17 protein-coding genes are annotated in these 18,678 nt (G+C 50.5%); 10 read left to right on the forward strand and 7 right to left on the reverse strand.

The window, feature by feature from the left end; translation table 11 throughout:
- Positions 1–132: 132 nt before the first annotated feature.
- The 4 genes from A7975_RS17535 (at position 133) to A7975_RS17550 (ending at position 3,695) form a co-directional block, all read left to right on the forward strand.
- Entirely contained in the window at positions 133–1,182 is a 1,050-nt protein-coding gene (locus A7975_RS17535) for a LacI family DNA-binding transcriptional regulator (protein WP_231637406.1), read from the forward strand.
- Positions 1,183–1,436: 254 nt separating this feature from the next.
- On the forward strand, positions 1,437–1,895 hold the full coding sequence (locus A7975_RS17540) for a VOC family protein (RefSeq protein WP_065385979.1): 459 nt from the start codon (positions 1,437–1,439) through the stop codon (positions 1,893–1,895).
- A 61-nt stretch (positions 1,896–1,956) separates the two neighbouring features.
- A complete protein-coding gene (locus A7975_RS17545; RefSeq protein WP_065385980.1) occupies positions 1,957–2,652 on the forward strand; it encodes an SDR family oxidoreductase in 696 nt (231 codons plus the stop codon).
- 89 nt (positions 2,653–2,741) lie between these two features.
- Complete coding sequence (locus tag A7975_RS17550) at positions 2,742–3,695, forward strand: aldo/keto reductase family protein (protein ID WP_065385981.1); 954 nt, start codon at positions 2,742–2,744, stop codon at positions 3,693–3,695.
- A gap of 162 nt (positions 3,696–3,857) precedes the next feature.
- On the opposite strand, the gene A7975_RS17555 is transcribed toward A7975_RS17550, so the two are convergent.
- The 4 genes from A7975_RS17555 to A7975_RS17570 form a co-directional block, all read right to left on the reverse strand.
- On the reverse strand, positions 3,858–4,937 hold the full coding sequence (locus A7975_RS17555) for a Gfo/Idh/MocA family protein (RefSeq protein WP_053374560.1): 1,080 nt from the start codon (positions 4,935–4,937) through the stop codon (positions 3,858–3,860).
- A 33-nt stretch (positions 4,938–4,970) separates the two neighbouring features.
- The gene (locus tag A7975_RS17560) at positions 4,971–5,918 is read right to left on the reverse strand and encodes an AraC family transcriptional regulator (RefSeq protein WP_053374561.1); all 948 of its coding nucleotides are present in this window, start codon (positions 5,916–5,918) and stop codon (positions 4,971–4,973) included.
- A 39-nt stretch (positions 5,919–5,957) separates the two neighbouring features.
- Complete coding sequence (locus A7975_RS17565; protein WP_053374562.1) at positions 5,958–6,962, reverse strand: Gfo/Idh/MocA family protein; 1,005 nt, start codon at positions 6,960–6,962, stop codon at positions 5,958–5,960.
- Positions 6,963–7,112: 150 nt separating this feature from the next.
- Positions 7,113–7,967, reverse strand: coding sequence for an AraC family transcriptional regulator (locus A7975_RS17570; protein ID WP_065385982.1), 855 nt, complete (start codon positions 7,965–7,967; stop codon positions 7,113–7,115).
- 128 nt (positions 7,968–8,095) lie between these two features.
- Here A7975_RS17570 and A7975_RS17575 point away from each other — a divergent pair, with 128 nt between their 5' ends.
- Both A7975_RS17575 and uxaC read left to right on the forward strand, forming a co-directional pair.
- Positions 8,096–9,388 carry a Gfo/Idh/MocA family protein gene (locus tag A7975_RS17575; RefSeq protein ID WP_065385983.1) on the forward strand — a complete coding sequence of 431 codons (1,293 nt, stop codon included), beginning with the start codon at positions 8,096–8,098 and terminating at the stop codon, positions 9,386–9,388.
- Positions 9,389–9,406: 18 nt separating this feature from the next.
- A complete protein-coding gene (gene uxaC, locus A7975_RS17580; RefSeq protein WP_065385984.1) occupies positions 9,407–10,813 on the forward strand; it encodes a glucuronate isomerase in 1,407 nt (468 codons plus the stop codon).
- Positions 10,814–10,839: 26 nt separating this feature from the next.
- Here uxaC and A7975_RS17585 read toward each other — a convergent pair whose 3' ends face one another.
- Positions 10,840–11,082, reverse strand: coding sequence for a hypothetical protein (locus A7975_RS17585; protein ID WP_053374566.1), 243 nt, complete (start codon positions 11,080–11,082; stop codon positions 10,840–10,842).
- 102 nt (positions 11,083–11,184) lie between these two features.
- Here A7975_RS17585 and A7975_RS17590 point away from each other — a divergent pair, with 102 nt between their 5' ends.
- Entirely contained in the window at positions 11,185–11,919 is a 735-nt protein-coding gene (locus A7975_RS17590) for an SDR family oxidoreductase (protein WP_255314324.1), read from the forward strand.
- Positions 11,920–12,159: 240 nt separating this feature from the next.
- Here the strand turns inward: A7975_RS17590 and A7975_RS17595 are convergent, their stop codons facing one another.
- Positions 12,160–13,371, reverse strand: a complete 1,212-nt coding sequence (locus A7975_RS17595) for an aspartate aminotransferase family protein (protein WP_053374568.1) — start codon at positions 13,369–13,371, stop codon at positions 12,160–12,162.
- A 176-nt stretch (positions 13,372–13,547) separates the two neighbouring features.
- Here A7975_RS17595 and A7975_RS17600 point away from each other — a divergent pair, with 176 nt between their 5' ends.
- Positions 13,548–14,573, forward strand: coding sequence for a dienelactone hydrolase family protein (locus tag A7975_RS17600; protein WP_065385986.1), 1,026 nt, complete (start codon positions 13,548–13,550; stop codon positions 14,571–14,573).
- 140 nt (positions 14,574–14,713) lie between these two features.
- On the opposite strand, the gene A7975_RS17605 is transcribed toward A7975_RS17600, so the two are convergent.
- Entirely contained in the window at positions 14,714–15,589 is an 876-nt protein-coding gene (locus tag A7975_RS17605) for a helix-turn-helix domain-containing protein (protein WP_255314325.1), read from the reverse strand.
- A gap of 136 nt (positions 15,590–15,725) precedes the next feature.
- Here A7975_RS17605 and A7975_RS17610 point away from each other — a divergent pair, with 136 nt between their 5' ends.
- Positions 15,726–17,699 carry a glycoside hydrolase family 127 protein gene (locus A7975_RS17610; protein ID WP_065385987.1) on the forward strand — a complete coding sequence of 658 codons (1,974 nt, stop codon included), beginning with the start codon at positions 15,726–15,728 and terminating at the stop codon, positions 17,697–17,699.
- Between the two features lie 182 nt (positions 17,700–17,881).
- Complete coding sequence (locus A7975_RS17615; protein ID WP_065385988.1) at positions 17,882–18,676, forward strand: Nif3-like dinuclear metal center hexameric protein; 795 nt, start codon at positions 17,882–17,884, stop codon at positions 18,674–18,676.
- Positions 18,677–18,678: the final 2 nt, after the last annotated feature.

The following is an 18,678-nucleotide window of genomic DNA, read 5'->3' on the forward strand; positions in this document are numbered from 1 at the left end:
ACAATTGCAGGGCGCTTCTGCACAGATTTGTAATAGAGATTTTTTATAATCGTAGAATTATGAATTGACAGCGCTTCAGATCATTGGTACCATATGCCCATAAACACGTGTTTACGGAAAGAGGGTCTTTGGTTGAGCAAGGAAATAAACAGCACGGAAATCGCCAAGCTGGCGGGCGTTTCCAGAAGCACGGTCAGCCGAGTAATTAACAACTATGCCAATGTCCCGGAGAAGACGAAGCAGAAAGTGATGAAGGTTATTCAGCAGCACAATTATTACCCCAATCTATCCGCTCAAGTGCTGGCAGGCAAGCGTACGCGCACGATCGGATTATTCATGATTGATTCCGGCCGCGTATCCGGCGACAGTCTCTCTAGCCTGCTGCTTGCCCGAATTATTGACAGCGCCTCTTCTCATGGGTATTACGTGCTGACCCATATCGTTCGGGATATGAAGGAGCAGGAAGAAACCCGCGCGATCAAGGAAAGCTTCTATCAGCGAAGAATCGATGGCGGCGTATTTATTGGTGCAGCCAATCACGAACCGCTTATCGAGGAACTTATCGCTGAAGGTTTTATGGTCGCCATTGTCGATCAGCATTTGCCGGGACGCTCCGAGCCAAACCGGATGGTGTTCAACTTTGACAACGAAACCGGCGTTGGCCAAGCGATCGATTATTTAGTGAGCTTGGGTCATAAGCGAATCGGGATGATCAACGGAGACATGAACCGGTATTCTGGTCCATCGAAATGGCGAGGGTTCCAAGCCGCGATGAACAAGCATCAGCTGCCGCTCGCGCAGCAATGGATGCTGCCGGGTGATTTTAACGAGGAAAGCGGCTATAAGGCGATTAAGGAATTTTTGAAAGCGAAGACGGAGCTGCCATCGGCGATCTTTGCCGCTAACGACAGCGTAGCCTTCGGAGCTATTCGTGCTTTCAAGGAGTCAGGCATCAACGTGCCTCAGGATGTTTCGGTAATCGGTTTTGATGATCACATTTTAAGTGCCCATTATAGTCCGGCTTTAACGACGATTCGGGTTGATTTTGCCGATATGATGGATAAATTGACAAAAACGTTAATCTCCAGCATTGAGAATGGCAGCACGGCATTCCAAACGTTTGCGGTAAGCACGGAGCTTGTTGTCCGTGAATCTTGCCGAAGATTAACAGCTGAGAAGTAGAAGCAAGCAAGCCATATAGCAGTGAGGCTGAATGCACATTTGAACGCTGCTCTAATTGGGATAGAGCAGCAGCTTTATTTTTTAGAACAAAATAAACGCGTGTTTACAAAGGTGCTCGACCTTTTGAGAGGGGGGATGTGGATGTAAGGGCTGGTCGTGTTACTGGATCATTTGGAGATAGCGCAATCGATTTTTTAAGCAAATACGACGTTCATTCATTATAAAATCAACCATTATAGGGAGATGCAATCAACATGGATAAAAATATACTCGGCACAAAGACAATCACGCAAATCGGACTTTTAGTACATGATATTGATGAAACCTCACAAGCCTATGCGGATTTTTTTGGCGTGGAGAAGCCAAGCTGGTTTTGGACGGATACGGTCGAAAAAGCGCAAACCGCCTATAACGGCGAGTCGTCGGAGGCTCGCGCTAAGCTTGCTTTTTTTGATATGGGCTCCCTGCAGCTCGAGCTGATTGAGCCGGATGAGCACCCGAGCACGTGGAGGGAGCATCTTGATCAGCATGGAGAAGGCCCGCATCATATCGCTTTTGTCGTCGAAGGAATGAAAGAGAAGGTTGCATTAATGGAGAAGAACGGCATGGCTTTGGTTCAAAAGGGAGAGTACACCGGAGGACGCTACGCTTATCTGGATACGTTCAAGCAGCTTAAGATTATGCTGGAGCTGCTGGAGAACGATAAAAACTAACGGCATTTTGCGAAAACGCTTCACATTTCGAGGAATGAATGGATAGGAGGAAAATAGCAGCATGAACATTCTAATTACAGGTGCCAATCGAGGGCTGGGCTTAGCGCTAGCAAACGAAGCGTGCGAAAGAGGTCATCACGTGCTGGCAGGCGTTCGCAGTCCCGGCTCTTCTACGGAGGGGCTGCAGGAGCTGATTACGAGATTCCCCGGCCAATTGACGATACTGCCGCTAGATGTCGTGGACGAGAACTCGGTTCGTTATGCCAGCGAGCAAATAGAAGGCCGGGAAATCCGCCTTGATTCTATCATTAACAGCGCTGCGATATTGCTTGGCAGGGATCAGAAGCTGGAGCAGCTTGATATGGAGCAAATGGAGCAATCGTTCCAAACGAATTTATTTGGGCCGATTGTCGTGCTCAAGCATTTCTTGCCGCTGCTTCGCAAAGGTGAGAGGCAAAGCATTATAAACATTAGCTCGGAAGCGGGCTGCTTCTCTGGCGCTTATGGCGGCGATTATTCGTATGCGCTGTCCAAGTCGGCACTCAACATGTTCTCGGCTCAGCTTCGCCGCGAGCTCACTCCACACGGCTTTGTCGTTCACGCGCTTCATCCGGGCTGGATCAAAACGGATATGGGCGGCGAGAAGGCACCGGGCGATGCAGGCGTTTCAGCTGCGGGCATTTTGGATATCGTTGAGCGGAAGACGCAAGCCGACGCATTATTTATTGATCATAACGGCGCCCCAATGAATTTGTAGCATACTTAGTTACTTCATCTCGGAGACTATTGAGGTAGTGTCATTCAAGAATGAACCATGTCGCAAAAATAAAATTGTCGGAGGTTATTATGAATTATCGCAGACTTGGAAGAACGGGCTTGAAGGTAAGCGAGATCAGTCTTGGAAGCTGGTTGACGTACGGAAATTCCGTTGATGACGGAACCGCAGCGAAAACCATTGCGCAGGCTTACGAGCTGGGCATTAATTTCTTCGATACGGCTAACGTCTATATGCGCGGCAAAGCGGAAGAGGTCGTTGGCGAAGCTTTGCGGGGCTACGCGCGCGAATCTTATGTCATCGCGACTAAAGTATTTGGCGACATGGGCTCAGGCCCGAATGATCGCGGCTTGTCGCGCAAGCATATTTTGGAGCAGGCGAACGCGAGCTTGAAGAGGCTGGGGCTCGACTATGTAGATATATATTATTGTCATCGCTTTGACCCGAATACGCCGGTTGATGAAACGCTGAGGACGATTGAGGATCTTGTTCGATCCGGAAAGGTGCTGTATGTCGGCGTAAGCGAGTGGACGGCAGCCCAGATGCAGGAGGCGCTTCAGGTAGCGGATAAATATTTGCTGGACCGGATCGTCGTCAACCAGCCGCAGTACCATATGTTCCACCGCGCAATCGAGAAGGAGATCATCCCGCTCGGCGAACGTAACGGCATCAGCCAGGTCGTGTTCTCGCCGCTCGCGCAAGGCGTGCTTACGGGCAAGTATAGCAGCGGGGAAGCAGGCAAGCCTCAGGGCAGCCGCGCGCTGGATGCAAGCTCGAACATGTACATCGGCGGTTATTTGAGCGATTGGCATCTATCCCGCGTGGAGCAGCTAAAAGGAGTGGCGGCTGAGCTTGGTTATTCCGTTGCGCAGCTAGCGATTGCATGGGTACTGAGACAACCGAATGTAGCAAGCGCTTTAGTTGGCGCAAGCCGTCCCGAGCAAATTGTAGAAAACAGCAAAGCGAGCGAGCTTAAACTATCAGATGAGCTTATTGCGCGAATTGACGCTATTTTAGCGGACTAATGCAAACGCGCAAGCCGTCCTTGATTATTGCAGGAGCAGCAATAGCGCCCGTCATAGCGGCAGCTCCCTTTTTGGAAGATAGATAGCTAGTCGTTTGTCGCGAAAAAAAGGAGCTGCCTCCAGGGTCTTATCAGACCTTGCGAGGCAGCTCCTTTTTGTTGCTTATAGGTATACGGCTTTGCCGGTTTTGGATGATTCATAGATCGCTTCAAGAATTTGCGAAACGACGAAAGCTTGCTCTGGCGTTACAACCGGATCGGTATCTTCGTCGATTGCTTTCAGCCACATTCTCATTTCAAGATCTGCGTCGCTCTCGGTTTTGCCATCGTAGAAAGCAACTCCGCCTGCGTTCAAATCCACTTTTGTTGCGTATAGACGGCTGTGCTTCTCGCCATTAATGCGAAGGCCATCCTTCATGTCAGCGCCGCCTTCTGTACCGGAAAGCGTACATTTTGCTTCGTCAACCTCTAGCGTGTTAAGCGCCCAGCTGGATTCAAGCACGATTGTAGCGCCGTTCTCCATGACGATCATGCCGAATGCAGAATCCTCAACTGTGAATTTCGCTGGATCCCAAGGTCCCCAAGCGTTTGCTGCGTTTTCGCGCTGCGAAAGCTTGTGGTACGAAGTGCCAAGCACGACTTTTGGCTTGTAGTTGTCAAGCATCCATAGCGTCAAATCAAGAGCGTGGGTACCGATATCGATAAGCGGTCCGCCGCCTTGTTTTTCTTCATCCAAGAATACGCCCCAAGTCGGAACGGCACGGCGACGAATCGCATGCGCTTTAGCGTAATAGATATCGCCAAGCTCGCCAGCTTCACAAAGCTTCTTCAAGTGTTGGCTGTCTGGACGGAAACGGTTGTTGTAGCCAACAGTCAGCTTCTTGCCTGTACGGCGAGCCGCGTCAACCATGCGCTGTGCGTCATGAGCTGTTTTTGCCATTGGCTTCTCGCTCATAACATGTTTGCCTGCTTCAAGCGCATCAATCGCGATATCCGCATGCGAGTCGTTTGGCGTACAAACGTGAACGATCTCGATGGAGGCGTCAGTCAAAAGCTCTTTGTAATCCGTGTAGACGCGAGCGCCTTCAGCGCCGTATAGGGCAGCCGCTTCGATAGCACGGTGCTCGACGATATCGCAAAATGCAACGATTTCAACGTTGTTTAGTTTCTTAAGGCTTGGCAAGTGTTTGCCGTTAGCAATTCCTCCACAGCCGATAATAGCAAGTTTATATATTTTGGACATGTTAAAAGCCTCCTAGTGGTTTGGTATGATCGATCATTGCGGTACGGCTTGGCGCGAGCTCTTCCGGTATTCGGAGGGCGTAACGCCAAATTTTTTGCGAAATACGGCATGCAGGTAGTTGCCGCCGGCAAAACCGGCCAGCTTCGCGATTTTTTCAACGGATTGCTCGCTCTCCTGCAGCTCGCGGCATACGACAGCAAGGCGAATGTCTTCGAGAATACGACTAAAAGTATGCCCGTGATGAAGCTCCTTGAACAGCCGCTGAATATGCCTGGAGCTTAAATTAAGCTTGTCTGCTACGTCTTCAAGCGTAATGAAGCCGTCATAGTTCGCGTAGATATACTCCAAAGCAAGGCGGTAGCGATAAGCTTTCATATCGCGCGTTGGAAATTGCTTCTGCTCGCTTGCGCTATCGTAAGCGCGAACGGCACGCAGCAAAATTTGGATTACCGTTTGCTTAATGGTCGTATAGCTTCCGACGAAATTATCGTTGCAGGCTTGATAAGCTTCAAGAAAACGCGGCATCGCTTGATGCAGGTCGGCAGTCGGAAAATGAGGAAGATTTCTCAGCTTCTCGATGCAATCACGCGCCTCGGCGGCTTCCCAATCGTCGTCGGAATGGGAGGCGCCGCTATTATCCTGAGCACTCCTGTCAATGATGTCCACGTGCAGACAGAGCTCATCCATCGCTTCAAGGGCATCCGCTTCTTGGTAATGCATAATTTCGGGTCCGGTTAAATAGAACATGCCGGGCTTAAGCGCGTATTCTTGGTCGACAATAATGACTTTCCCTTTGCCCTGCGGGATGAAATGGAATTCATATTCCGCATGCTTGTGAAATCCGACGATTCTGCCGGGAGGAAATTGGGTCAGATGGAAGCGCAGCACATGAATGTCATAGGGTCCCCACCTGATACATAGCTCTAGACGCTCCAGCGCATCCTGACGCTCATGCATGACCTCATAAGGAAAGTTAGGCATGCCGATTCCTCCTCGGTGTACTCCGCTTTACGGTAGCGGTTACTCGCTCAGCTCATCAATTCTAACGGCACGATGCTCGCGAGCGGACAGATTCGAAGCTTCCATCAGCTTAGTCAAGTCGATGGCAAGGCTTACATTTTCGTCAGCCGACGTATTGTTTTCGATATGCGATACCCACTGGTCAAAAGCGCTCTCTCTTGCTTGCGGAATCGGCTGAGCTGTCCAAGCCTCGGAGGATTCAGCGCCTGCGTTGGAAGTGCGAAGCAGCAGCTTGTTATCTGGCGTGCCGTAAAGCAGCGAGCCTTCCGTGCCATGTACTTCCAGCGTGAACGGTGAATGATTGTTAACGAAACCAGCTTCTACAATGCCGATCGCACCGGACGGAGCAGACAGAACCGATACCGCGTTATCTTCCACTTCTTTGCCAGTTACATAGCCGAAATGAGCCGAAACTTCTTTAGGCATTTCATTCATGAACAGTCTAGTCAAATACATCGGATGGCAGCCCAAATCGATCAGCGCGCCGCCGCGGCATTCTTCCAGGTTGTAGAAATGCTCGGGAAGCCAGTTTGCTGTCGCACCGTTGTGAGATAAACGAGCTCGTACCAGCGTAATCTTCCCAAGTACGCCTTGTGACAATATATCACGAATCGCGAGCGTATAGCCGTCATTTAAACGAGGCAGCGATACCGTTAATTTTACATTATTTTTAGCTACTTCATCCAGTATAACGTTAACTTCTTTTAAAGTTGCCGCAACAACCTTCTCTGTGAAAATATGTTTGCCGGCTTTAGCAGCCGCAACCATGACCTCTTGGTGTCTAACAGTCGGCGCGTCAACGATTACCGCGTCAATATCGTCGCGTTTTAGCATTTCGTCTAAATTTTCGTAGAAAGTAACGCCCAGCTTCTCAGCAGCCGCTTGGCCGCGTTCTGCGATTTCATCCCAAACCGCTACGATTTCCGTGCCTGGATGCTCCTGTGCTTGCTTCGTATAATCCCATGCGTGTACATGCCAATAGCTGATTTTACCAATTCGAATCATCGGTTCATCTCTCCCTGGGCGTCTATTAGTGAATTCGTAATTCGTATATAAATATATGACAACAAATATAATCTAACATATTTGCGTTCTTATTTTTAGTGCAATTTAATGACCATCTATATACGAAATTACGACACTTCTATTAATCATTCACAAGTACTGCTTGCGATATTCACGCGGGGATACACGGATGATTTTTTTGAATGTTTTGCCGAAATGGGAAAAGTTATCGAAGCCGACCGCGGCGGCTATGTCGGTTATGCTGATTTCGGTTTCGCGCAGCAGTCGCTGCGCTTCCTTAATGCGCGTGAGAATGACGTAATCGGAAAAGGTGAACCCGGTCATTTCCTTGAACATTCGGCTTAAATAGTAGGGACTGATAAAAAATTGTTCAGCTAGCACGCCAAGCCTAAGCGGTTCTGCAAAGTGAGCATTAATATAGCGGATTACTTCAGATATTTTTGCATGCATGGGCGTAGCATGGTGGAGCGGAGCAGGCTCATGCTTCTGCAAGTATCTGGCTGCGGTCAGCAGCAGCTCGGTTACCGCATGCGGCGGGAAAAGCTCAAACCCTTCTGGGCGCTGTTCGATCTCTGCAAGCAGCCTTCGCATCAATTGGTCAACAGCAAGCTGCTCTTGCCTTGGCAAACGGATAATATGGGAGGCTTGCCTAAACGGCGTTAATAGAAGCTCGGCATGCTTGCCTGCTAGAGAGCGGATCGTTGCATCATCAAAATGAACGATCAGGCGCTCATGCGCGGCATCGCCGCTTTGCATCGTTTTATGAAGCTCATGCTTTTGGATGAAAACCAGGTCGCCTTGCTCGACAGAATAAGAGCGGTCACGGATAAAATAAATCCGCTGGCCAGCGAGCATATAGTATATTTCGTAATAGTCATGATAATGGTCATCTTCCATCGTGAATGGAGCTGCGCGCTTGGTATATTCTATATACAGCTCGGGAGTGGCGCCAAAGCTGTGGAATTCCAGCGGAATATTTTTCATCGATTCGCTCCTTTTAATATTTTCGCAAAATAAGCGGTGTTTTATGAAAAATCAGCATCATATGCAGAGAATTATATCACTCTCATGCAGTAAGATGAAAGCAAGCGAATTGAGGGAGGAATCATAGTATGACAAAAAAACGTTATGTATTGGTAGGAAGCGGAGGCAGGGCTGAATTTTTTTACGGTGCGCTTGCAACCGATTTCAGAGAGACGTCGGAGCTGCTCGCATTTTGTGATATTAACCAAACCCGGATGGACTATGCGAACCGCATTTTAGTGGATAAATATAAATATGAGGCAGTAAAAACATACAAGTCCAATGAATTTGATCGGATGATCGAGCAGGAGAAGCCTGATGCGGTTATCGTGACGAGCATGGACCGGACGCACCATACGTACATCATTCGTGCGCTGGAGCTTGGATGCGATGTCGTGACCGAGAAGCCGATGACGGTTGACGAGAAAAAATGCCAGGATATTTTGGATGCGGTGGAGCGCACGGGCCGTAATGTGCGGGTAACGTTCAACTATCGCTACGCGCCGCATCATACGAAAGCTAGGGAGCTTATCGCGAATGGAACAATCGGGAAAGTAACTTCCGTCCACTTTGAATGGCTGCTGAATACGCAGCATGGCGCCGACTACTTTAGAAGATGGCATCGCAACAAGCAAAACAGCGGCGGTCTGCTCGTGCATAAATCGACGCATCACTTTGATCTCGTCAATTTCTGGATCGGCTCGCAGCCGGAGTCGGTGTTCGCCTTTGGCGACCTATTGTTCTACGGACGTGAAAATGCCGAGCAGCGCGGCGAAACGAAGTTTTATGAGCGCGCGACTGGAAACCCGATTGCTGAGAACGATCCGTTTGCGCTACACTTGGATAAAAATGACCATTTAAAGGCGATGTATTTGGATGCGGAGCATGAGGATGGCTATCGCCGCGACCAAAGCGTGTTCGGAGACGGAATCAATATTGAAGACACGATGGGCGTGCTTGTCCGCTACAGAAACAACGCGATTTTAACCTATTCGTTAAATGCATACTTGCCATGGGAAGGCTATCGCATCGCTTTTAATGGGACGAAGGGCCGCATTGAAATGAATATCGTCGAGCAATCGTATGTCAATTCGGGCGGGGAGAAATCACAAGAGGGCGCCTTGAAGGAAAAAACGATTAAGGTGTTCCCTATGTTCGCAGCCCCTTATGAGGTTGATGTAGAGGTCGGCGTTGGCGGCCACGGCGGCGGCGATCCAGTCCTGCTGAACGATTTGTTCGGGACGCCAGTGGAGGACCCGTTCAACCGTGCGGCTAATCATATTGACGGAGCAAGATCGATTCTAACGGGCATTGCAGCGAATCGTTCCATTCAGACGGGGCTTGCCGTACAGATCGATGACCTTGTGAAATTCCACAAATAGTGTACTGGGGGAAACGGAATGAAGCCATTTATGGACGACGATTTTTTGTTATCGAACGAAACGGCAATCCGGTTATACCATGATTTTGCGAAGGACATGCCTATTATTGACTATCACTGCCATCTAAGCCCGCAGCAAATTTTCGAGAATACAAGCTTCTCGAACCTTACGGAGGCATGGCTGTACGGCGATCACTATAAATGGCGGGCGATGCGGGCGAATGGCGTTGAGGAACGTTACGTAACCGGCGGAGAGGGCGTGACTGATTACGAGCGCTTCGAGGCTTGGGCGAGGACGGTACCGCAAACGGTTGGCAATCCGCTGTATCAATGGTCGCATTTGGAGCTTCGCCGCTATTTTGGCGTGAACGAGCTTATTAATGAGAAAACGGCGCCGGTGATTTGGGAGAAGGTCAATGCGAAGCTGGCAACCGGCCAGTATCGAGCGCGTGATTTGATCAAAATGTCGAACGTAGAGGTCATTTGCACGACGGATGACCCGGCTGATTCGCTTGAATACCATATGGCGATTAAGGGTTTAGAAGATTTTAACGTGCAGGTGCTTCCGTCCTTCCGGCCGGACAAAGCGCTCGAAATAAACCGCGCGACGTTCTTGGAGTGGATCGGCAAGCTTGGCGCCGCGGCTTCAAGCAAAATTGGCAGCTATGATGAGCTGCTTGATGCGCTTGCGGCGAGAGTGAAGTTTTTTGACGAGGTGGGCTGTAAGGTATCCGACCATGCCCTGGATTATGTCGCTTACGCCGAGACGACGAAAGAGGAAGCTGCCGCTATTTTTGCCAGAGCTTTAAATGGGGAAACGGTAAGCTTGGAAGAAGAAAAGCAGTACAAAACGCACACGCTGCTCTTTCTTGGAAGGTTGTATGCCGAGCGCGGCTGGGCGATGCAATTCCATATCAACGCGGCTCGCAACAACAGCTCGCGCATGTTCGGCAAGCTTGGACCGGATACGGGCTTTGACTCGATCAACGATAGCGCAGTAGCGTACCCGCTCGCCAGACTGCTTGATGCGCTGGATACGGATGATGCGCTTCCGAAAACAATCGTTTATTCGCTTAACGCCAAGGACAATGACGTGCTCGGCTCAATTATTGGAAGCTTTCAAGGCGGCGGGGTGCCGGGAAAAATTCAGCTCGGCTCCGCATGGTGGTTCAACGATACAAAAAATGGTATGCTAGATCAAATGAATGCGCTTGCTAATCTGGGACTGCTTAGCCGCTTTGTCGGGATGCTTACTGATTCCCGCAGCTTCTTATCCTACACCAGGCATGAGTATTTCAGACGATTGCTCTGCAATTTGCTTGGCGAATGGGTTGAAAATGGCGAGGCCCCGGCGGATATGGAGCTGCTGGGCAATATGGTCCAGAACATCTCCTACCGCAATGCGAAAGCATATTTCGGCTTCTAGCGTTTAAGAAACGTTCTGCAATTCCGCTAGCTCGGCGGGGGCTGCGGAACGTTTTTTGCGTCCAGCCGATAAGCCGCCATTAAGTATTTGAGCATTTGCGGCCCGGCTATGTTGGCAGCGACGCCAAACAGCTCGGAATGAGCGGTTTTACGGCAAAGCAAATAGAAGGCAGTGCCGCCGATAAGCTCGAAGGCGATAAATTCCTTCCATTTCCACGCCGGAATGACGTATATCGTAAATTCTTTATTTTTGGCAGCACGTTTACGCAAAATAGGAGCCCTCCTGCTTGATTGGGAGCTTTACAACCGTATCTAAATTATGCAAAGCGGCTTATCCAACATTCGCAACCTTTTTAAAAGATTATTAGAGGAGTGGGTCAATTGACGAAAACAGCATTCGTAACCGGAACGGACCGTGGGGTAGGGTTAGCGCTTGTTAAAGGTTTGCTTAAGCAGGGTTATCATGTGTTTGCCGGACAATATGCTGAGGAAGTACCTCAGCTTGCGGAGCTTAAGGATACATATTCCGATCGGCTGAACGTGCTGCGGCTAGATATATCAAGCGATGAATCGGTGGCTGGGGCGTGGCGGGCAACGTCTGCGTTGACGGACCGGCTTGATTTGTTGATCAATAACGGTGCCATTTTGGGCGATATTGGTGCGACCGTGCTTGATCCGCTCAATTATGCGGAAATGATGGAGGTGTATAACGTCAACACTTTAGGCAGCCTGCGGATGAGCCAGACGTTTATGCCGCTGCTGCTAAAGAGCGAAGCGAAATTTCTCGTTAATATTTCGTCAGAGGCAGGCAGCATCGGCGATTGCCACCGAAATAGCTGGTACGCTTATTGCATGTCGAAGGCTGCGCTGAACATGCAATCGAAGCTCGTCCACAATGGCATCAAGCCGCACGGCGGACGAGTGCTCGTCGTACATCCCGGCTGGGTGCAGACGTATATGCAGGGCAAGCTTGATGCGGGTGCGGCGCTCACACCGGAGCAGTCAGCCGATTCAATATTGCGGCTAGTCGAGGCACGCCTAAATACGAATGCGGCCGCAGCCGATTGCGAGTATGTTGATCATGCGGGGAACGCGCTGAATTGGTAGCGGAGGTTGGCGTACGAACCGTTCGCTTCGCATATAATCAGAGTAGTAAGAAGGAGCCGCGTTGCAAATTGTTTGTTGGAGCGTGCTTGGAAAAGTAACTGGAGATGCTGCGCCATGCGAGCAGATTGCTTCTCGCCCATAAAAAAACTCGTCCTTCCTGAATCGGAATTGGACGAGTTGTTCGAGGGTTGGCTTAAGTGATGCGGATTAGCGCCTCTGCCCTGCACCTGCTGCCCAAGCTTAACCAGCTTGCAGCTGGCCGAAAGCGCGGAACAGGATGCTCAGCATTTGGTCGATGTCCTTTTGGGTTACGATTAGCGGCGGTACGAGCCGGATCGTTGACGCGTTTAATGCGTTGATGAGCAGCCCTTCCTGCAAGCAAATCGCAGCAAGCTCGGGCGCGGTCCCCTCTGGTACGTCAAATGCCAGCAGAAGCCCTTTGCCGCGAATATTTGAAATCGGAACTTCGCAGGATAGGTTGCGCAGGCTAGCTGTCAGATACTGCCCTTGCGTCTTGGCGTTGCTCGCCAAATTTTGCTCCAATAGCTCCTGAAGCACGGCGTAGCCTGCTGCCATTGCAAGCGGCGCTCCCGTGTAAGTTCCGCCTTGGTCGCCCGGCTCGAATAGATCGTATTTGCTTTTCGTCAGCATCGCCGATAGCGGGAAGCCGCCGCCAATGCCTTTGCCAAGGGTGATAACGTCGGGCATAATACCGTAATGCTCATAGGCAAAAAGCTTGCCCGTTCTGCCCATCCCCGTCTGTACTTCATCAAAAATAAGCAGCATGCCGTACATGTCGCACATTTTGCGCAGGCCATACAAATAAGCTTCATCCACAGCATGGACGCCGCCCTCACCTTGTACAAGCTCGACCATTATCGCGCAGGTCTCGTTCGTAACCGCAGCGAAGCAAGCATCAAGGTCATTGATAGGCACATGCTTGAAGCCGTCCACCTTGGGCGCAAAAAGCTCCTTCCACTGCTCTTTTCCTGTCGCAGACATCATGGCCAAGGAGCGACCGTGAAAGCTGTTCTTTAACGTAATGATTTCATAGGCGCCATTCATATGAACTGCGCCATGCTTTCTTGCCAGCTTTATTGCGCTTTCGTTCGCTTCGGCGCCGCTGCTCGCAAAAAAAGCTTTGTCCATGCCGCTTACGCTGGTCAACAGCTCGGCGAATTCAATCATAGGCTTATTATAGTAACCGGGGCTTGCATGCACTAACGTTGAAGCCTGACGTGACAAAGCCTCCTGCAGTACAGCAGGGGAATGTCCCAAGCTAGTTACAGCCCAGCCGCCGACAAAGTCCAAGTAACGTTTTCCATCCGTATCCCATAAATGCATCCCTTCGCCGCGTTCCATCACAATGCTAGGACGGCGTGCCGTAAAAAGAACCGATTTCTGAGCCGTTTCCAATAAAGCTGCCGTTACCGAATTTTCCATCTGAATCATTTACGTGCCTCCCGATTATTCGTCTCATTGCATAAATATACAACATAGAGAATAAAAATTCAATACCCTACTTAAATCTTATTATGTCAAGCAAAGTCACGATAAGAAATCACAGACATAGCTATTTCTTCTTAAAAAGCTTGCTGAAGAGCATTATCAAAGGAGGAGAGACCTAAATGTGGAATGGAGATTCTTATTTAGAAAAGCTGTATAACGAAGCGCTTGATCGGCATCGCAATCAAAATCTGCAGCTCAGAAACGAACGGAAGCCTAAGCTGAAAGCGGCGCTGCGCGAGTTGATCGGCCATTTTGAGCCAAATCCTGATCATGCCCCTAAGCTGCTGGAGCGCGTTCAGTGCGACGGATATATTCGCGAACGCGTGGAGCTGTCGGCTACACCGGAGCTGGCCTTTGCCGCTTATGTGCTTATTCCAGATGGCGCCAAAGGGCCGCTGCCAGGCGTGCTGGCGCTGCATGGCCATGGCTACGGCAGCCGAGAAATTGTTGGGCTGTTGAAGGATGGCTCTCCTGATGAGTCTGAGCCAGGCATCCATCAGCATTTTGCCGTGCAGCTAGTTAAGAGGGGGATGGCCGTTATCGCTCCCGATGTCATCGGCTTCGGCGAACGCAGGCTGCTTGCCGATCTTGCGCATAATCCTGATTCCCCAAATTCCTGCCACAACTTGTCGACGCAGCTGATGATGCTTGGGAAGACGCTTACCGGCTTGCGCGTAGCGGAAGCGTTAAAGACATTTCAATGCTTCTCTTCACGGCCAGAGGTCGATGCGGACCGGATAGGCCTTATGGGCTTCTCCGGCGGCGGCTTAATTGGCTTCGCGGCTGCTGTGCTGGAAGCTCGGATACAGGCAGCTGTGCTGACTGGCTTCACGAATACGGTCAAAGAAAGCATCTTCGCCGTCCATCACTGCATCGACAACTACACGCCGGGGCTGCTCCTTCACGCGGAGCTTCCAGAGCTAATCGGGCTTATTGCGCCTCGCCCGCTATTTCTGGAATCAGGCGAGCGTGATCCGATTTTTCCAGTGGCAGGGTTTCGGAAGGCAGCCGCAGAAATCCAGGCAATTTATGAGTCCGAGGGAGCGAGTGGCAAGCTCGAAATCGACGTATTTCCAGGCACGCATGAAATAAGCGGACGGCTTGCTTACGACTGGCTGAAGCGGACGCTTGTTAAAGCGCCATGATAACCAGCTGCTTTCAGGCATGAAAGCGGGAGGCGTTATATTACACCATCGATTTGAATGGGCAGGCCGCTGGGGGTGTCATCATTCGCCATACATAATCGCAGTAGAGGCTGTCTTCCGGGGACCGCCTCTTCTTTCATTTAAGTCGTATACCGCTTGCGGAACTTGGTCGGCGCCAGTCCGATTTGACGGGTGAAGCAATTGGAGAAGTAAGGGACATTCTCGAACCCGACGTATTGGGCAATTTCAGCTATTGGCCATTCGGTCTTCAGCAGCAGCAGCTTAGCCTGCTCAAGCCGATATTTCGCTAAGTAGTCGATAGGCGTCATGCCATAAACCTGCTTCATGCATCTCGTAATATAGTTGTAGTGAAAATTGAGCGCTTCCGCCATCGTTTTGCTCGTCACTTCGGTGCGGTAGTTGTTTTTAATATAAGCCTCCGCCTTCTCCGCGAGCGTAACGGATGGGCTTGTATAGCTGTCATTTTGCCGCAAATCCATCATGCGCAGCAGCTCCTCGAAAGTTTGCTGCTGCGTCCAGAAGGCGCTTGATTGGCGCTCCCCTCCCGCTTTGTTCAACGTTCGCATCAAGCGATACGTTTGCTCGGGGTAGGGAAGCGTCCATGCTTTTTGGAGATGGAGCGAATAGGGGGACGCTAGGAAACGATTGTAATGATCTTCATGGCTGATGCTGGCATGGTCGAGCCCGGACTGCTGCCACTCTCCCACAGACTGAAAATGGACCCAGTAGAAGACAGTCCGCTCCTCCGATGGCTTCACCGAGTAATGGGGACCGTCTGGAAGCAGCAGCAGCGTTTGCCCTTCGGTCAGGCTCCATTTCCGGTCCTCCTCGCCGATAAATAAGCAGCCGGATTCAACGATAAGCAGATCAAATACGCCGAGCTGCTTCCGGTTCGGATGCTGATCGCCGCGTTTGTGGACGGTCACGCCGCTCTCTAAATAATAGGGCAGCGGAGGCGCTGCGAAATAGACATGATCTTGTGCTTCCGGCATCATGCTTACTCCCTCCAAGCTTGTGTGAAATTTTATAAGAAATAAGTTATATTCGTTCATATTTATGTTTTATTCTAACCCATACAATAGAAATCAGCAGTATGAAATTTAATAGATGCTAAGAGAGGTGCGATAGATTATGGGGCAAACGGCGAGCAAGGATAACGCAAAGCCGGTTTCACTTAAGCAAGTTAAAATAAAGGATGGTTTCTGGAATTATTATATTAATCTAGTGAGGGACGTCGTTGTTCCTTATCAGTGGGATGCGATAAACGACCGCGTAGAGGGAGCAGAGCGAAGCGGGGCGGTTAGCAACTTTAAGATCGCGGCCGGACTTACGGAAGGTGAGTTTTACGGCTTCGTCTTCCAGGATACCGATGTGGCAAAGTGGCTGGAGGCGGTAGGGTACCTGCTTGAGACGAAGCGGGATGATCGGCTTGAGCAGGTTGCTGACGAGATGATCGACATTATTGGCAAAGCGCAGCAGCCTGACGGTTATTTGAATACGTTCTACACGATCAAGGAGCCCGGCAGCAAATGGACCAATCTAACGGAGTGCCATGAGCTTTATTCTGCCGGTCATATGATTGAAGCCGGTGTTGCTTATTATAAAGCGACTGGCAAGCGGAAGCTGCTGGATATCGTATGCCGCATTGCGGATGATATCGCAGTCGTCTTCGGCGATGGACCCAATCAAATTGCCGGCTATGACGGCCATCAAGAGATCGAGCTTGCGCTGGTGAAGCTCTATGAGACGACGGGCAATCGCAAATATTTGGAGATGAGCAGCTACTTCATCGACAAGCGCGGACAAGAGCCAAGCTTCTTCGAGGCAGAGGCTGACCGCAGAGGCAGAACGACGCATTGGAGCAATAACAAAATCCATATCGAACCGGAATATTTTCAAGCCCATGCTCCTGTGCGCGAGCAAGAAGCGGCGGTTGGCCACGCTGTACGCGTCGTTTACATGCTGGCGGGCATGGCGGATGTTGCGCGCGAGACGGGAGACGAGTCTTTAATTGAAGCTTGCCGCAGGTTATGGGACAACATTGCCTCGAAGCAGATGTATATTACGGGCGGCATTGGCTCGGTGGCGCATGGCGAGGCGTTCTCCTTTGACTATGATTTGCCCAATGACACGGTCTATTCGGAGACATGCGCGTCGATTGGTCTGATCTTCTTCGCCCACAGAATGCTGCAGCTCGAGCCTAACAGCCGATATGCGGACGTTATGGAGCGGGCATTGTTTAATACCGTTATTGCCGGGATGTCGCGTGACGGCAGGCATTTCTTCTACGTGAATCCGCTAGAGGTAACGCCAGACGTGTGCGACGGCAAAAACAAAAACTTTAATCACGTGAAGCCTGTTCGCCAGGAATGGTTCGGCTGCGCTTGCTGCCCGCCGAATATCGCTCGGCTGCTGGCATCGCTAGGCGAGTATGTGTATTCAACGAAAGGGAATACGATTTATTCGCATCTCTATATCGGCGGAGAGATGGAGCTTGCGTTAGGCGATACAACAGTTAAGCTTAATCAGCATTCCAGCATGCCGTGGGAAGGCTCGGCACGCTTCGAAGTGACGCTGGAGCAGCCGGCTTCGTTTGCCCTAGCGCTGCGTATACCGGACTGGTCAGAGAATGCGGCGGTGCTCATAAACGGAGAGGCGTACCCAATAGCGGATCAAATCGTAGACGGCTATGCTCGTATCGAGCGGCAGTGGATATCCGGCGATGTTGTGGAGCTTGCGCTTGAGATGCCTATTCAGCGTGTAAGAAGCCATCCGCTGGTTAAACAAAACGCAGGTAAGGTTGCCTTGCAGCGGGGGCCGCTGGTCTATTGCGTAGAGGAAGCGGATAACGGACCGCTGCTAGGGCAGCTGCTGCTGCCGCAAGATGCGAAGCTCGAAGCTGCTTTTGCAGAAAATCTCATTGGCGGCATTCAGGTAATCAAGGCGGAGGGTCTTAAGCTGCAATTCGAGCAGTGGGGCTCGCAGCTATACCGCTCCAATGCCGAAGCGGCTCTTGAGCCAGCGAATATCACCTTTATCCCTTACTACGCTTGGGCCAATCGAGGCAAAGGCGAGATGGCTGTTTGGGTGAAGGAGCGTATCTAGGAAACTTAAATAGAAGGCGATTGCTTCCCGGACTGAATTCGGAAGCGGTCGCCTTTTTTGGATTTTAAAATCTATAGTTTATAGGGTTGACACTATACTTTTTACATTGTGTAGATTTTTTTTTGAAATTACAATTTAATTAATGTATGCCAGAAACGAACCATTAAGGGCGGATCGATGCGATGATAAAAATACAGCAAGTAATAGACGATTTAACGGCATCCGTTGATTCGATTGCAAGTCGCGTAGATACACTAAAGTTTGGCGATTCCCAAGCGGAAGCCAAGGGCATTGCCGTTACGTTTATGGCGACGCAACAGGTGCTTGAAGAGGCGGTTCGACTTGGGGCGAATTTAATTATAACGCATGAAGGCACGTTTTTTAGCCACCATGACCAAACGGAACCGCTGGGTGTGGACGATCTTGTTTACGAGGCTAAAAAACGGTTTATCGAAGAGCATAAATTGGCTGTTTATCGTTTCCATGATTATTGGCATCGGTATCGGCCCGATGGCATTATGGAGGGGCTTATTGAAGCTTTGGATTGGCAGAACCATCTAACGGAATATTTGCCGAGCGCTGCGCTCGTAACCATCCCCGCGATGAAGCTCGAACAAGTCATCGGCTATATCAAAAAACAGCTGGGCATCGGCTATATTCGCGCAGCTGGCGATTTATCGATGAATTGCAGCCGCATCGGCCTGCTTGCCGGCTACAGAGGAGGGGCTGAGAACGCGATTCCTTTGTTCGCCAAACATCATGTAGACGTGATCCTTTATGGCGAGGGCCCAGAGTGGGAGACGCCCGAGTATGTGCGAGATGCCATGTTTAACGGCAAGAGCCATGCGCTTGTCGTGCTCGGGCATTTGGAAAGCGAGCAGCCGGGCATGAAGCTGCTTGCCGATCGGCTCGGCAGTCGTTATGCCCATATTCCCGTTCATTTCTTACCTGTAGACCCCGTGTTCCGAGTGTTATAAAC

It is taken from the genome of Bacillus sp. FJAT-26390 (assembly GCF_001682865.1).
GTDB lineage: Bacteria > Bacillota > Bacilli > Paenibacillales > Paenibacillaceae > Pristimantibacillus.

Excerpts from the sequence above, each read along its gene's own strand:
- A7975_RS17540 (WP_065385979.1), top strand. The coding sequence starts at position 1,437 with ATGGATAAAAATATACTCGGCACAAAGACAATCACGCAAATCGGACTT.
- A7975_RS17545 (WP_065385980.1), top strand. The coding sequence starts at position 1,957 with ATGAACATTCTAATTACAGGTGCCAATCGAGGGCTGGGCTTAGCGCTA.
- A7975_RS17550 (WP_065385981.1), top strand. The coding sequence starts at position 2,742 with ATGAATTATCGCAGACTTGGAAGAACGGGCTTGAAGGTAAGCGAGATC.
- A7975_RS17555 (WP_053374560.1), bottom strand. The coding sequence starts at position 4,937 with ATGTCCAAAATATATAAACTTGCTATTATCGGCTGTGGAGGAATTGCT.
- A7975_RS17560 (WP_053374561.1), bottom strand. The coding sequence starts at position 5,918 with ATGCCTAACTTTCCTTATGAGGTCATGCATGAGCGTCAGGATGCGCTG.
- A7975_RS17565 (WP_053374562.1), bottom strand. The coding sequence starts at position 6,962 with ATGATTCGAATTGGTAAAATCAGCTATTGGCATGTACACGCATGGGAT.
- A7975_RS17570 (WP_065385982.1), bottom strand. The coding sequence starts at position 7,967 with ATGAAAAATATTCCGCTGGAATTCCACAGCTTTGGCGCCACTCCCGAG.
- A7975_RS17575 (WP_065385983.1), top strand. The coding sequence starts at position 8,096 with ATGACAAAAAAACGTTATGTATTGGTAGGAAGCGGAGGCAGGGCTGAA.
- uxaC (WP_065385984.1), top strand. The coding sequence starts at position 9,407 with ATGAAGCCATTTATGGACGACGATTTTTTGTTATCGAACGAAACGGCA.
- A7975_RS17595 (WP_053374568.1), bottom strand. The coding sequence starts at position 13,371 with ATGATTCAGATGGAAAATTCGGTAACGGCAGCTTTATTGGAAACGGCT.
- A7975_RS17600 (WP_065385986.1), top strand. The coding sequence starts at position 13,548 with ATGTGGAATGGAGATTCTTATTTAGAAAAGCTGTATAACGAAGCGCTT.
- A7975_RS17605 (WP_255314325.1), bottom strand. The coding sequence starts at position 15,589 with ATGATGCCGGAAGCACAAGATCATGTCTATTTCGCAGCGCCTCCGCTG.
- A7975_RS17610 (WP_065385987.1), top strand. The coding sequence starts at position 15,726 with ATGGGGCAAACGGCGAGCAAGGATAACGCAAAGCCGGTTTCACTTAAG.
- A7975_RS17615 (WP_065385988.1), top strand. The coding sequence starts at position 17,882 with ATGATAAAAATACAGCAAGTAATAGACGATTTAACGGCATCCGTTGAT.